This is a genomic window from Halanaerobium sehlinense (assembly GCF_055379485.1).
In genome coordinates this window covers 678,373-694,638 of the sequence record NZ_AP042442.1, presented here as the reverse complement: position 1 = coordinate 694,638, position 16,266 = coordinate 678,373, and the positions used below count along the sequence as shown (strand labels likewise).

Genomic DNA, 16,266 nt, shown 5'->3' with positions numbered 1-16,266 from the left:
AGTTAAATGGAAAATTATAAAATCAATTTCAATTCTTTTATCAAGAGAAACCCCAGACATCAAAAATTTAGCGATAATCAAGTGGCACAAGAAATATATGAACTTCTAGCAGAAGGTGAAAACATTTATCGAATGATGATTTTTAGTGAAATAGAAATACCAGCTTTAGCAGCTTCCATTTCTAAAATAGAAGCTCTTTATGAAGATCAAGAACAGTTTGAACTAAATAACAGCTTTGTTAAACAGACTATGGGAGTAATGGTTAAAGATATTCTCAAAGCTTTTGGCTATGACAATATTAAAAGCAAAGATATTCCAAAGGGATTATCCAATTATGTAAATACAGCAGCTGTATATAAAAAATTAGATTCACCCACTAAAAAATTAAAAAGTTCTTTTCAAATAATAACAGGTGAATAATTAGTTAGAAGGGCTTCTTTTAAATGAAGGAGCCTCTCTTTTTTATCATTTGAGATTGTTTTTTTGAAAAGTATGTCATAAAACTAGAAGGAGGCTTTAATGAAAATGGATATAACAGCAATTATATTAATTATTGCAATTATGATTATTTTTGCGTTGATAGACGAATTGATACAAAAAAAGCTCCTTTTGTAAGCTTAGGAATATATATTTTTCTAGCACTTATAACTGATGGATTTCTTAAATTAATATCTATTATTTTTTCAATTAAAAAAGCTCATGAATTATTTATTGAGACAGAAAATATTGATCAAAAAAAGGGGAAGTGATCTTTATCTTAAGTGAAATTAGCTATGCTATCAAAAGATTTAACACTTTATCAGGTTATGAGCTTAATTTTTTTGAAAAAGAACTTTTAGGATTTGCTTATTTTTCTGAGGGAGAAATACATATTGTAGAAAACAAATCCAGCCAACCTTATATTCGCATAAATACTGTTCATTTTAATTACGATCCAAAGACAAAAGCAAGTTATAGAAATGGATTAGTCAGTTTAATCAAAAAAGGTTTTGCTGAAAACTGGTTTGAAAACATCTTTATTCTTACCGATGCGGGATGGATTAGAGCGGAAAAAATAATTAAAGAGACTAAAAAAATATTTCCAGGTTATTATAATGATTTAGAATAAATTGATCTGTTCTAAGGACTTATTTTTTCCAAAGATTCATACGATTCATGCCCTATTTTCCAGCAGTTAACTCATCTTTTTCCGCCAAAACATCTTCACTAACTGAAAGTTGCCTTGAAAATTTAAAAACTATATCTTATTTTTTCTTATTTTATAATCTTTTAAACTAATTATCTTATCATTATTTTTAATTTCTTCTTCTCTTTTTATCTTTTTATTGAGTTCCTTAAGCAATAAATCTAATTCTCCACCAGGTTCTACTTCAATTTCTGGAATCTCTATTTCCTTGTTTGCATCAATTCTGTCTTGAAATCTTTTATCCATATTTTTCAATCCTTTCTTTTTTAATTTGATTCTATATTATTTTAAGAAAAGTTACAATTACTTTTTAAAAACTCTTCAGAACTTTCTTTCCTTCTTCTATTCTCTTCATAATATCAATTTTCGGTGTTTTCCGTTTTTCTTCTTCTGGTTTTTCCTGGATTAATTTTTCTGCGACCTCATCATTGTCAATGATGAAATTATCGATAATACTATTTGTAGTCAATTTTCAATCCTCCTCCTTCAATTCTTTCTGAAATTCTTGCCAGGTTATTTTCGACTTTTTTCCTTCTCTAATTTTTTTCATTTCTAATAATGCCTCTTCTAATCTTTCTTTTGTAGTACTTTTCATTCTTAAACAACTCCCACCTCTTATTATAGAATCTATTCATAAATATTTTTCTGGATTAATTGCATTTTCCCTTTTTTATCACTAATTTTATTTCTACAATATATTATCTCAACTTTTTTAGTATAATAAAATAAAAAGACAAGATCACTTGTGGAATCGAAGAAAAAAAGAGCAGCTATTTAAAAAAAAGCTACTCTTTCACCCAATGTCAAAGATTTTGCCAGCTATACTTTGGGATAGCATCTAGGGGTAATAGATACATTAAATGGTGTGATATGTCTTCTTTTTATATAACATCTATAGTATAGCATTCTTTCAGATTAGATCAAGTTTTTTTAAATAATTTTTATTTTTTTCATTATTTTTTATTAAATTATATGATTTAGCCATCTGATGTTTTACCTTCATCAATTAATTTTGATTCTGTTATTTCTAGTTATTATTTTGCAGATCCTATTTCTCTTTTAATTTTTTTAAAATAATAATCCCATCATCTTTTTCTCTTTTTATAGAAATGGTACATAATTCTATTGGTAGGGTGGTAAATTTTTCGCTGGACAAAAGCATTCAATTCTTATCTATATTTATAAAATAAATATTTTTTGGTGTAAATTTTCTAACAACTACCCAAAATTCATTTCAAATTTTTAATGTACTTTACAATTATTTATTATAATTTTTCTGAATGACATTTTAGCTATTACTTTTAAAATTTTTTTGGGTGGTTTTAGGTTGTATTTGCTTTTCTTTTATAAAACAACTCTTTATTATATATTTATGGGCGGGTGAAAGAGACAATTTATAATTTGTTATACAAATATGAGCTAGTGAAAGGATAATTTATGTTTTGAAAATATTTTCAAGTTATAAATTAGTCTCAGGTAGATATTTGATAGTTTAAAACGGAAAAAGTATAGTGCATTTTAGATTTGAGGGGGTTTAAGTTCCATCATGGCTATATATTGAAGCTAATATCTATGGTTTTCAGCCCGTTTTGTTATAGCTTACTCACTTTCGTTCATAAGGTGGAATTTTCTCTTTTGATTTTTCAAAACATAATTTGTTGCCAGTATTGACAATATGTGTCTCGTATATTTCATTAAAAAATTAATTATTAGATATTACAATGTCCACTTCTGTCAAAAAAGACGATTTATGTTTTGAAATTTATATTAATACTCTGAATACAACAAGGTTAGCTAAATAACAAGGCTCATAGTTAATAATTTATTTTTTTGTATTACAAATTGTATTTATGTTTTGAAGTGAATTCAAAGTATAAATTTATGTTTTGAAAGTGTAATACAAATTCTACACCAATGTGCCATGAAACCCGTCATAATAAGGAAATACCATTAATACATTTTAAAAATCACCTGTATTCACTTTATGTTTTGAAAATGGTCATCAGTCCTTGCTATCACTGAAACTATAACTGTATTACATCTAAATACAAAAATGTATTAAAAACAACTATATCGTATATTTATGTTTTGAATTGTATTCAGATTATAAATTACTGTTAGAGAAGTTCCCGTCATTGCGGGGAAAAGACTGTATGACACTATATATTTACTCCTTCTATATAAAAAAGAGGGTGTATTCATTTATAGTGTAATCTATCAAATTAATCCATTAGAAAACGATAAATTTCTTGCATAATAATTTAGAATTAGAACTTTTGTGAATGTCAAATAATATTTTACACTTTCGTTAAATAGGATTTTACACCTAAGATTTTCCAAAACTAACTGATCAATTCTTTGGATAATATAAATTTTTCTCCATATAATTTATTTATTTTTTCTGCAGTATATTAATGTAATTTGATTCTCTATTTAATTCTTGGATGCTAACTTCTAGCATTTATGTAGCTTGTTTAATAATATATATTAAAGTTTAATTCTATTCATGACAGAACTGATTAACTACATTAATTTCTCAATACACCTCTTTTCAGATTGTGTTGCATTATTAAGTTTTATAACCCAATAATTATTACTTTTCAAAAACATACTTACAAATATTACATTCCTTTTTAAATTCTTCACTATACTTATAATATAGCAATCTTATTAATTTATTTTCTGCTAAATATCCTTTATCGGTGTTTTGATAAGCAACCGCCTCAAGAATTGTTCTAATAATTTCATTATCATTAAGTAATTGTTCTATTGTCTTATCCCAAAAAATTCTCCATTCATTCAGTTTTTCAATTTTCCGATAAGTATTTCTTTTCTCTTGCTCGTTATCATTAAATCTTAATTTCATATAATAAGATTTAGGATTATTAAATCTAAAATAGGCAGCAATTAAATCATGATGAGATTGTAAAACCCTATGATCAAAACTTCTCTTTTCTTTAATTTTGTAATATAATTCTGTTTTTTTCTGAATTAGGTTTATAGCATTAATATATTTTAATCTAGGCTTAAAATAAAGCATAACTATATTTCTATCATAATCATCATGCTGTATCCACTTAAGTTCATCATCATTATCACCTTTAAAAGAATAACCTACAATCATAAATTTCACCTTCTAGAAAATGATTTCTCATATTTTATCATTATTTTAATTTCAAACAGACAAATATTGATTAAATATCAATAAGATCAGTAATTATTATAAATAAAATAATTATTTTTTATCAAAAACATTCAAAATATTAAATTCATTCTTATATAGTTCTTCAACCTCTTTTGCAAAATCAGATTCAGATTTAGGAAATTCATCTCCTATATTTAAAGCCTGTTTTCTAATGATTTTAGATTCTTCAACTTTTACTAAATAATCTAATTCAGTAGAATTATCTTTAAGAATAATTCTTCCCAAAAAAGCTGAAACTATTAAAAGATTAAATTGTCCAATAAAGATATTCATTACATGGGGTATGCAGACTCTTTCCCCCTCTGAAAAATCTTCATCAGCGTCAAAACTAAATCTAATCTTATCCTTGATTTTTTCTTTACTCAGCAATAAATTTAATAATTTTATCTTGTCTTTTTCTTGCCATAATTCAATCGGTTTTACTTTTAATTGATCCATAATATTAAAGGATTTAGCAATATCACTAATTTTTTTTATTTTCTCTGCCCATTTATAAAAATCTTCTGGTATTTTTTTGCTATCAACTAACCCATTTCCTAATGAATCAGTTCCCAAAAATAATTGAATTTTTCCATCAATACTTTTCATAAATAAAATAATATCCGCTATTAAATCAAGTTTCTTATGAGAATATTTCTCTAAAGGATCTGGAATATTAATTTTGTATTTAATCCCTGACTTAAAAGGAGCAATTAAAATGTGTCCCTCAGGAAACTTTAAAAGCATTTTTAGATCTTCTTTTTTAGCAACTTTTTCTATACCTGCAGGAACAATAACCTTTACAGGAATACGAATCTCATTTCCTTTTTCAACTTCTCTTATTAATAATATATCTTCTGAATACTCAGGTATAGATTTAAAAACTGTTCCAGGATCTAATTTCTTAATTGGTTGTGGTGAAGGAATGCCAAAGCGTAAATCCCAAATTTCACCTTCTTTAATCTCAATATTCTCTATAATACCAAGAGTAAAATCAACCCAAAACTCACCAAAATTATCTTCCTTATAAGAGTCAGGCATATTTATATTAAAAGTGATTTTACCTTTTTCATTTTCATATCCAGTTTTTTCAATTAATTTATTTTTCCTCATTGAATATGTAGCAAAATCACTTATATGATCAACAATTGAATCAATTAATCCTTTACCATCCAATGATGAAATCAGGTTTTTCTCATTCCACTTTAAACTCAAACTTTTTTTGTTTAATTTCAAAGAGTCAATTTTTGAGCTCAAGTTCCTTAATCTTTTCAAAACTTTTTTTATTTCATCTTTATAAACATGAATTAAATAAGCTTTTTGGCACTTGTTTTCACCATTAAAATCCAATATCAGAAAAAAAGCTGGCAACTTTGTTTTAACAAGTCTAACCCAATTACTCAATTTAATTGATAATCGTCCTGTATTATTATTATCTGTGCTCTTAACTTGAATTAAGCATTGCATAGGATTAATTAATTTATCAAAAGGCTGGGTATTTTTCTTTATATTTTCATAAGGAACTTCTAATATAAAATCCCACCCTCTTTTATCTTGAGAAGCTTTATTTGCAGTAACTCCAACCTGTGCCACCCAGGTTTTAAGAGTTGCTTCTCCCAGCTCCCCTAAATCCCTATTAGTCAATTCACACCCTCCCTTCAATCAGATACTATTTTTTTATAAATATTAAAGTATTTAATAACTTAATTTTTATAGGATTTCAATAGTTCTATTTATAATTTTTTCACCGTTCTCATACCAACTAATATCACTAGTTGTTTTATCAAGATCAAATACCATAAAAGCTCCAAATTCATAATCTAAACCATCATTAAATTTATCACTGGTGTATTTTTTAACTTTATGAATATCATAATTTTGCTCACTAATCTGACGATTTGACTTCTTAACTTCAGTTATTAATAGATTATATTCCGAACATCCTCGTTTATGAACTATAATATCTGGATAAACTGAAACTTCATAAAATTCTTTATCTGTAATCGTTTTATCTTTAAGATGATCAATCTTTTTAATTTCATTTTCTAAGAATCCGATTCTTTTAGTATCATTAGAAGTTCCACAATTTTTATTATATTCACAATCAACATAATAATTTTCGAATTTATCTTGAATTTTTTCAGCTAATTTATGTGTCATTGACCTCTCATTAACATCAGAATTCAATAAATACTCATCTTTTTCCATGAATTTATTAATAGCTTGATCTACTTTTTCTTTAATATCCTCTAAATTCATCAAACCACTCCTTAGAAAAGAAACTAAATTAATTTTCTAATTTAATCGATTCTTTTTTTAAAATATTTACAATCTTACCACCTTGTTTATTTATTTCTATTGAACCATAGTCTATAGAATTAATTATTTTTAATAATTGTTCTTTTTCCTCTTTAGTCATAATATTATATCTCCCTTTTCTAAAAATTATAAACTTAATAAGATTATATATATTAGTTTTACTCCTCCACAATTGCTTTCTCCAACAACTTCTGAGCACTAGCATAGAAAAGAGGATTAGTCTTAGACAGCAACTCAGGATTCAAATCTCCCATATCTGGTGCATTTGAAATAGGAACCAATACATTTTTAGCTCCATTATCAGATAACAAAGCAAGAGAATCAGATAATTTAGCTACTCTTTTTACTCCTCCACCAATTGATATGTCTCCAAGCACTCCTAGACCTGATTTGCTGGACTTTTTAAAGACAGCAGTTAAGATAGTAACAAAGATGGCTGCACCTATACTAGTACCTAATTCTGCACCAATCATAGGTGTTAGCTGGATAGTTATATCATAATTATTTAATGACTTATTTGAAGGTAAAAATTGTTTTTCATTGGCTCTTATATATTGATAGGCATTCTTTATATTCTGTTTTATCTCTGTTTTACTGGTTCCAGAAATATTTAATTTACCTTTACCATCAGTAGTAATAGTCTCTATCTTTACTAAAGTCAACTGCCCATTATTATCAGATACAGTATAACCAACACCAGCTTTAACAGGTGTAGATTCAATTAAGTTACCACTTCTTTCTTCAGGAATGGTAATATACTTTTCTTCCTGAGTATCCTTATCTATATAAGAAAAGTTAGTATTCCAGAATTCCATTCCACCTATTCTTTTAAGCTGCTCTTTTACTCTTCTTCTCATTTCAAGAGCAAACTCTAAGTATTCTCTGACATCTTCTTTAGTAAAATTACCAAAGGGATGAAATAGTTTTATCATCCCAGACACTGTCTTTTTAACAGCTTTAGAATCTCTCTGCTGGAGATGAGAACCTAAACTAAAGTATTTTTCAAATTCAGACACATAGGTATATCTTCTTCGGGCTTTTAAAAATTCTGCAAAAAAGTCCACACTAAATCCAAAGTGAGTGGTGAAGTGATTACTTGAATATTTCATGACTTCCCAGCCAGGTAAATAAAAATGAATACGATCTAAAAAAGCTGTATCATGTAATGATTCTGGCAACGGCTCAAATAAATGAGAAGTTTTAAGTAGTGATTCTACTGACTGATTAATATTCCCGTTAAAGACCATAGAAGCAGTACCAGTTAATTCTCCACTACCACCCCGAGAAAATGAACCAGACTCCATATAATCTTTCATCAGCTGAATACCATCTTTTGCATTAAACTTCACTCCTGCAACTTCATCAAAAGCAACAGTATCCCAGAGACCAACCATACCTATTTTACCAGAAGCATTATTTACAAATAGCTGTGGTACTGTTGTTGAACCACCAGAGACTAATTGAGCATAAGGAGATAGCTCACGATAGACATAACTTTTCCCTGTACCTCTGGGTCCGAGCTCTATCATATTAAAATTGCTTTCTACTAAAGGAATCAATCTTGAGAGAAGTAAATATTTAACTCTCTTACTCATATCATTAGCAGTTGGTTCTAAGCCTAAACTCCTTAGTAATAAATTAGCCCATTCTTCTTTACTAAACTGATCAATTACAGCTTCAATTTTATCATCAGAAAAGCTGGAAAGCTGAATTGGCTGAATATTATCTACTAAAAAAGGATAATGAGTTGAGCCGTGTTTTATCTCTGGGTCATATTCCATATCAATAATAGCCCAGATCCCACCTGAAAGAAGCTTATCATGCTCTTCTACAAAGTGTTCTGGAATATTAGCATTCTTTATATTTGAATTAAATAGCCTTGCCCAGTATTTATCCTGAGAAGGATCCAATCTAACACTTATCCGATCAATAATTTTATGACGGGAGTTAGCCTTCATAGTTGACTGAACTTGCCCAGCCTGGTCTGGCTCAACATAATGTTTTTTAAGTATTTCTTTTACATTTTCCATACCCTTATCTAATTTTTCCTGGTCTGTTGTTGAACAGTAATTAGCAAGTAGATATTCTAAGACGAAGGTAGGAACATTCACACCATCTTTTAATTTATGAGTTAAATCTTTTTTAACAACCAGACCATTAAAATTATCAAGTAATTTTATATCTAGTTCGTCAGTTGAGATCGAAGCCATCAAGACCACCCCTTAATTGTTCTTTCTTTCCTTTTACTGAATCTAATATTTCTTTACTTTGAGCATCTTTTATTAGGACCTTATAGCGGTTGAGAGATAACTGTAATTCAATTTTATCTTTTTGAGCAGGAGTAATTGTTCTTTCCTGGCTAAATACTATCTCGCCATCGTCTTCTATCTGAATAAGTATATCTCTTTCTCTGCTGAATAGATCACTTTCTTCTGCAGCCTTAATTTTAATTGCAAAACTATTAGAACCAATGTTTTTAAGCTGCTTTTTATTTTCAATACTTACCTGCAGCTGGCTGCTGCTTTCTTTTCTAAATATCAGGTGAGGTAAGAGCACTTCTTGTGGCGTTATACCTCCGTGAGAGAAGCCATATTGTCCTCTTGATTTAACTGGATCTATTCCTTTTGGGTAATATGTATATTTATGTTCTCCTCCCTTATTCTCCTGAATATGGAAGTCTTTTAACTCAGGTTTATATTCATCTGATTGGACATAACGATCACCTATTTTACCATTAACAGGTACAGAAAATTTATCAGCTTCATCTATATCAAAATTGCAGACAAAACCATGATCAGTAGTTAAATGTACTTCTACATAACCTGCATTTAAAAGTTCTTTTATTTTCTTAACTATTGTGTCTATAAAGATTGAATAGTATTTTAAAGCTGCTTCATGACCTTCCTCTGAGAGCATATCAATATCTCTACCATAAATCACAGCAGGCTGAGTGGTGCTTATTTCAGAAATATCAAAGCTATCTATATTAAAAACCTGCAGCTCTTCTTCTAATTTATCTGCTAAATATTTTTCTCTTTTATCTCTTGTTTTATAGACTGGACTGCCAAATAAAGCACTCATATTATTTTCAGTAGTTGAAGGATAAGCTCCATTAATTACTTTACACTCATTATTAAAGCTTTTGTCATCTGCAAAGTGTTCTAAAATTTCCTGGCTTACTTCAAAACTTACAGCATCACCGATAATAACTGCTTTTCTTTCCTCCTGAGAAAAGATTTCTCTATATAAATAATCACTCTGATTTTCTCTGTAATTACCAAAAAGATCAAACCAGCGATCTAAGTACGGATTAATTTTCTCTTTATATAAGGCTGTAAAAGCTGATCTAACTCTGTTTTTAGCTAAAAAGTTTTTGTTTAAATGACGAAAAGCCTGGTCCAGTTTATATAATTTATTTTTATAGAACTCTATAAACTCTGTTAAGTCATCTATTTTATGAGCTGCTTTAGCTTTAAAGTTAAGCAGTTGATAGACATACTTCCAGTAATGGCTTTCTGCTAATTCCATCCCTTCTTTTTTCTGCTGCCTGATTCTAATAGATTCTTTTATCTTTTGATTTATCTCTTTATTATCTAAAATCAGATCAGCCAATTCATTTAACCAGAGCTCATCTATCTCTGCAAAAGGATGATCAGGATTAACCTGCCAGATATCAATTTTAGCAGGTAACTCAAAATTAGCCAGGTATTGCTTTAATACTTTTCTGTATCTATGAGAATCTAACCAGCTTTTATAGATTTCTTCAGTATCATTAATACCTAAAATAATATTTTTGAAAATAGTATTACTAAAATCAGCTGCTACAACCTGAGGATCAGTATCCTTTTCTGGAATATAATCAAGATATTCTCCAATCAGATTATATAGAAGTTCTCTTCCACCCTCTGGTAGATAGTTTAAATAACTTTCTGGATCAGCTAAAAAGCTTAAAGCAACTTCATTAAAATCACCGAGTAATGCTTTTTTTCCCTGATGGGATATATTCTGCCAGTATTTTGAGTTGTTATTTTCACTTATTAAACTCATCTTACCAGCAATAATTAAATCAGTTTCACTTAATTTATGCTCATCAGTAAGCAAACCAGCTTTATCTCTGATATATCTGTTTAAGGGTCGATCCAGTTTAGCTCCTGTAGCTGCATATTCCTGAATCATATACTGTCTTTCATTTTGATTATATTGGTCCACCTGGATATTTGTGTGGATTAGCACCTTAGATTCATCATTTTTTTCAACCTGATATTTAACTTCTAAATCAGATAGAAAATCATTAACTTCATATACTTCTATATCCGTCTCTGATTTTATTTTATCTACAAGAAAATCATAATTATTTTCTAAATCTATTAAAACTATTTTATCTGAATTATTATATAGTTTATTTAGATCTTCTTTAAACCAGTTATCGAGCATTACTATCACCTACAATCTTATATTATTGATCTACCATTTCTTTTAAATTAATTAGAATACTATAAATTTCTTTGGCTAATTGAGGATCATCTTTTTTATCGTCTAAACTTTGAGCTTTTTGATAAGGTATTTTTACTTCTACATTAATTCCAAACGATATATTTAGTACATTACGATTACTATCAATAAAATACTCTTCCCAATTACAATCAGTTCTCCAGCCATCACCAATCAACTGATCAAATTGATTTTCTAAATCTAAATTATTTTTTAACCATCTATCATTTTCATTTCTTTTCCACTGACCAGCCATTTTTTTAAACACTTTGTAATTATGAGTATTTTTATATTTTTTATCTTTATTTAAGGTACCCCATATATGACTGATATTAGAACCCCAGCTACTAGCAAATTTAATATATGGTTCAATTTGCAAATTATATTTAGAATTATTCACAGTTATACTATTATTATCAATCCAATTTAATTCTTCATTTTTCTTATGGATCTTTTTCCCTTGAGTTTTAGTATCTGCTACCCAAAATTCCAATTTTAAAGACTTATCATTTTCATCAAATGATATATTAGCTTCACTTGCCCAGCCAAACTCAATAGGAATAGCACTTCTACCAGTTTCATATAGAAGTTCATCTTTATTAAAGTATTCATTCTTTTGAGTAATTATAGTTTTTAAAATCTCAATTCTTTGATCTATCATCCTTTTAGCATGATCACTTATTGAATCTGCAATCTCAATTTCATTAAATGGTATAACAGGCATAAAATCGGTACGATATTTTCTAACAAAATCAACAAAATCATAAATAAGCAAATTATCTTTTGATTTTTCTTTACTGGTATATTTCATAGCTGATTTTAATATATTACTCCAATCAATAATTTTATAATCTATTTCAATATCTTTAGGATTTTCTATATTTTCTGTATTATTAAGAATTGACTCTACCTGACCTTTCAATTGACTAACACTATTTTTACTACCTCCAAGTTTAGCTTCAACTACAATTAGAGTATCTTTAACCGCAATTACAATATCGGGTATCGGGTTATCCGTATTATTAGGTTCAATATTTTCTATTTCTTCTTCACTTTCTATTATTTTCTCATCAAAACTACCTAGTAATACTCCTATATAATTCTTATAACTATTATTAGTTATTCCTTTTATTAGTTCTTCAGAATCAGAAGGCTTTTGAATATCTATATAAATATCGTCATTCCCAATTAAATCATAATCAAGAGAAAAGAGTTCACTGTAAGATTTATCTAAAGTAAATAATTTAAATACATCATTTAATAACCTCTTATCATTGCTTAAAGTAATGGCAAGTGCTCTTGTAAGATTGTTTTCTTTTGAATCGTGTTTATCACTATAATTGTAATAGTTAAAAACATTCAAATGTCTATCTTTTCTAATAGAACTCATAATAATATAACCCTCCTAGGAATTTAACTTACCAATCAGCATTTAAAAACTTCTTCAACTGACTTTTAGTTAAAACATCATCAGTTAATAAACCTAAATCCTGAAGTGGAGCAATATTTTTACCTACACCATCATCCAATTCAGGATCATAACCTGAAGTTAACAACTCATCTAATTTATTCTCAAAATCTCTTATTTCATTAAGCTGTTTTCTTAACTTATCTTTTTCTTTTTCAGCAGCTGCAGAATCATCTCTACTTAAATTGCTTAATCTATTATTGATTCCAGCTTTTCTTTTATCAATGTAATATGATTTTATTTTTAAGATTTTATCTCTATTCCAGCGATAAATGATGGTATAAACATCAAAGCCATGCTGATCGCCACTTGATAAATGCCAGATAAATGGTGTTTTGGGTAAATATCTAAATAAGTTTAAGGTACTTAACTCATCTGCAAAAAAACTACTTAATAGATATTCTTTAATATTTTTACCAAGCATAGATTCTAACCTTTTAATATCACCACTGCTAAATTTTTTCTCATATAATTTGTTTTCAATCATTTTATCTAAAGGTTCTTCTCCTGCGTATTCATTTAGCATTACAATCCCATCATCATTTTCTATTAATATTTCTCTGGTTAAATCTAGCATAAATTCATGTGCTTTTTGATAGGCCAATTTTTTAGGATAAAAATCAAATTCTTTTATTATTTCCACTACAGAAATAGGATTGATTTCTAATTCTTTAGATATATCCTCTAGAGAGGTATTCTTTTTATATAATTTTTTTACATTATCTTTAATATTTTCTCTGGAGCTAGCAGTTTCAAAAGGCAAATCATTGATAAATTCTATTACCTCTTCTTCAAGACCAGACTTATTATTTTCAAGGAAATTATTCTTATCTTGCTCAATTACAGGATATAATCCTACAGGGAAACCTTCTTGCTTTAAAACCATTTTTCTATCATTATTTGTAAGATCATAAACATTAAAAATCAATTCGTTAATTAAAGCTTCATTTATTAATATCTTACCATTAGAATCATATTCAAAGGAGAGATAATCTTTTAATTTTCCTTCAACATTCAATTGAGTTTCCTTATTACATGATAGAGGATTATATTTATATGAATTTTCTACAATACTAAATTTTAATAACTCATCCTTTATTTTCATAACTTTTAAAGATAATTTTTCAACTAATTTTTCAATTCCATTTTCTGGGTAAACAAAAGGTATCTTTTTGATATCGGAGGTTTGGGTATTAACAGTTGGATTTAAGCAACCTAAAATATATTGAACAGTTTTTGAATTTAAAAATCCTAATAAATAAAATAAATTATTATAATCTTTCATTAACTGTATTGAAGATCCTCCCATATCAAAAAGGGATTTTTCAGATAAATATCTAAAAGAGATTCCTTTTTGAGAAATTGCTGAGTATGTAATTGCTTCATTAAATCTGTATTTCTCATTAATTAAACTAGCTGTACTATTTTTATTAATATCGGTTCCTGATTTTCTCCAATCAATTCTTAACCAATTATTTCCAGTCCACTTCTCGTAACTTCCTCCTTTAGCATAGTAAGGCCATTCCTCAAAACGCCTTTTGTTTAAATCAATTTCCCACCAAAACCTTAAATATTTTAAATTATTTGATGTTTTTATTCCTGAAACAATATCAAAACTTTCTCCCAAAGTCTTTCCTGAAAATTTATTCCTAAAACTATCTGAAATCCAATAAATAAAAGGATCTCCATCAATTATTTTTAATTTGTCCTGATCTAAAGTGTAATTATGTTTATTTTCAATGCCATTAACATGATTATTTATTGCTTCAACTAAATAATCTTTTTTATAAGATTGAAATTTAGTATTGCTATATTCTTCTAAAGATATATATAATCCTTTACTACCTATGGATTTTTCTATAACATAAAAAGTAGTTTCAGCAAAAATATCACTTTTAAACATCCCCCCCATTCCAAATTCTACTAAAACATTAATGTTATAATTATTTAATATAAACTTTCTCATATCTTCAAAACTTTTGATGTACATAAATGACTGTAAATTTAACATTCCTATTTTTCCATTCTCATTAATTAAATTATCATTTTGTTTTAAGAATGCTGCAAAAAGATTCTTATAAAAATATAATGGCTTCTTATAATATTCATTAATATACTTTTTAAGATCTATTCCATAATTAGCACTGTCTGTATAAGGTGGGTTAGCTACTGCAATATCATATTTATTAACCTCGTAATCATTATTTTTCTTGTTAACCCCCAGCATTATCTCAGCAAATTTAACAGCATCTAAAGACTGATATTTAATAAAATTATTAGAATAATTATCATATAAAGCATTAGCAATCACAGTTTCTAACTTTCTTAAAACTTGAGTTTCAATGTTTTCCACATTATTGAAATTATCAAATAAACCTAGAGCATCATCTTCTTTTTTATTATCCATAAATCTTTCCAACTTCTGATCTAAGGTTAGAAGAGAACCGAATTTATGAGCTTCTCTCAATTCATTCCAAAGTTCTTCTAAAAACTCTTTTTCATTAGCAGCAAACTCTAAATCAATAGCAAACTGATCTTTTACTTTATCAAATTCAGGTAAATGAAAGTTAGAAGAAACAACATTAATATCTTCAATCTCAGTATTTCTATTATATGTTTTAGCTTTAATATAAAGCTGCAACCTTGCTATCTGGACTGCTCTTTCATCAATATCTAAACCAAATAGATTATTTTTTAAAATTAAAGCAGGTATTTCTTCAGCAGCATATCCTTCTTCCTCATAAATTTCAGCCAAAAGCTCAAAAGAATAAAGAAGAAAATTTCCACTACCAGAAGCAGGGTCAATAACTTTTATTTCTTCCACACCCTTTGGCTCTAAAATAGCTTCATCTGGTGCATTAGCAATATCATGTTTTTCTCGAATTTTACTGTCAGGATTAATCTCAAGCCAGTATTTACCGAGAGAATTATTAACTAAAAACTCTACTACCCAGCGTGGTGTGTACATCTGGGAAGATAAGGACAATTTATCCCATTCAATCTTATCTCCTGATTCTTTAAAATCCTGATAATCCTTTTTATTATATGCCTCATATAACCAGCCTAAGATATCATCTTCTTTCCAGTCATCTAATGATATTTCTTCATTAAAAAGATTAATGATATCTTTTAAGTCATGAACTTCAGGTAAGAGATCATAAGGGTTTTCTTTACTATATAAAGGGAGCTCATCACTTAATTCATTGAATTTAGCTCTAATAAAGTTACCTAAGCCCTCTAAAGTATCACTACTCTGCACTGGATTTTCTTCCAACCAGACATTATGAGCAAAAGATTTATCACCGTGTTGAGCTCTGATCTGGATAATCTCTGGTACTAACTGTCTTGATTCAGCTTCCATAGTCTTAATACCAGCAATACGATTAAATAAGGTAAAGGTAACCTCATCTAAGTATTCTTCTCTTGCTTCTTCAAAGCTTTCTTCATCTTCTAAAATAGCTTCTACAGCAGCTTTAGCCTTCTTAAAATCTGGATCTTCTTCATCACGAGCATTAATCTGATCATCTCTAACACCTAATCTAACCAGTCTTTTATGAAAAGAATTCCTTATTTTATCTTTAATCTTAGCAACATTATCTTCTAAATTCATGGTCTGCC

The 16,266-nt window shown here is 28.1% G+C and carries 13 protein-coding genes; 2 read left to right on the top strand and 11 right to left on the bottom strand.

Annotated features, from left to right (window positions below):
• Positions 1-6: 6 nt before the first annotated feature.
• Together ACZ446_RS03400 and ACZ446_RS03395 are read left to right on the top strand one after the other, a co-directional pair.
• Entirely contained in the window at positions 7-420 is a 414-nt protein-coding gene (locus ACZ446_RS03400; protein WP_464393735.1) for a hypothetical protein, read from the top strand.
• Positions 421-745: 325 nt separating this feature from the next.
• A complete protein-coding gene (locus ACZ446_RS03395) occupies positions 746-1,108 on the top strand; it encodes a hypothetical protein (RefSeq protein ID WP_464393734.1) in 363 nt (120 codons plus the stop codon).
• Between the two features lie 129 nt (positions 1,109-1,237).
• Here ACZ446_RS03395 and ACZ446_RS03390 read toward each other — a convergent pair whose 3' ends face one another.
• The 11 genes from ACZ446_RS03390 to pglX form a co-directional block, all read right to left on the bottom strand.
• Entirely contained in the window at positions 1,238-1,432 is a 195-nt protein-coding gene (locus ACZ446_RS03390; protein WP_464393733.1) for a hypothetical protein, read from the bottom strand.
• Between the two features lie 64 nt (positions 1,433-1,496).
• A complete protein-coding gene (locus ACZ446_RS03385; RefSeq protein WP_464393732.1) occupies positions 1,497-1,655 on the bottom strand; it encodes a hypothetical protein in 159 nt (52 codons plus the stop codon).
• 3 nt (positions 1,656-1,658) lie between these two features.
• Entirely contained in the window at positions 1,659-1,781 is a 123-nt protein-coding gene (locus ACZ446_RS03380; RefSeq protein WP_464393731.1) for a hypothetical protein, read from the bottom strand.
• A gap of 1,998 nt (positions 1,782-3,779) precedes the next feature.
• Positions 3,780-4,310, bottom strand: coding sequence for a hypothetical protein (locus tag ACZ446_RS03375; protein ID WP_464393730.1), 531 nt, complete (start codon positions 4,308-4,310; stop codon positions 3,780-3,782).
• 111 nt (positions 4,311-4,421) lie between these two features.
• Positions 4,422-6,014 carry a hypothetical protein gene (locus tag ACZ446_RS03370; protein WP_464393729.1) on the bottom strand — a complete coding sequence of 531 codons (1,593 nt, stop codon included), beginning with the start codon at positions 6,012-6,014 and terminating at the stop codon, positions 4,422-4,424.
• A 66-nt stretch (positions 6,015-6,080) separates the two neighbouring features.
• Positions 6,081-6,629 (bottom strand): hypothetical protein, encoded by a 549-nt coding sequence (locus ACZ446_RS03365; protein ID WP_464393728.1) that lies wholly within the window; start codon positions 6,627-6,629, stop codon positions 6,081-6,083.
• Between the two features lie 28 nt (positions 6,630-6,657).
• Entirely contained in the window at positions 6,658-6,789 is a 132-nt protein-coding gene (locus tag ACZ446_RS03360; RefSeq protein WP_464393727.1) for a DUF2292 domain-containing protein, read from the bottom strand.
• 58 nt (positions 6,790-6,847) lie between these two features.
• Positions 6,848-8,899 (bottom strand): protease Lon-related BREX system protein BrxL, encoded by a 2,052-nt coding sequence (gene brxL, locus ACZ446_RS03355; RefSeq protein WP_464393726.1) that lies wholly within the window; start codon positions 8,897-8,899, stop codon positions 6,848-6,850.
• Positions 8,880-11,123: a PglZ domain-containing protein gene (locus ACZ446_RS03350; RefSeq protein WP_464394367.1), complete on the bottom strand. Its 2,244-nt coding sequence runs from the start codon at positions 11,121-11,123 to the stop codon at positions 8,880-8,882. Before ACZ446_RS03350 ends, brxL begins: the two co-directional genes overlap by 20 nt.
• A gap of 22 nt (positions 11,124-11,145) precedes the next feature.
• Positions 11,146-12,570: a hypothetical protein gene (locus tag ACZ446_RS03345; protein ID WP_464393725.1), complete on the bottom strand. Its 1,425-nt coding sequence runs from the start codon at positions 12,568-12,570 to the stop codon at positions 11,146-11,148.
• 28 nt (positions 12,571-12,598) lie between these two features.
• Complete coding sequence (pglX, locus tag ACZ446_RS03340) at positions 12,599-16,258, bottom strand: BREX-1 system adenine-specific DNA-methyltransferase PglX (protein WP_464393724.1); 3,660 nt, start codon at positions 16,256-16,258, stop codon at positions 12,599-12,601.
• Positions 16,259-16,266 lie beyond the last annotated feature (8 nt).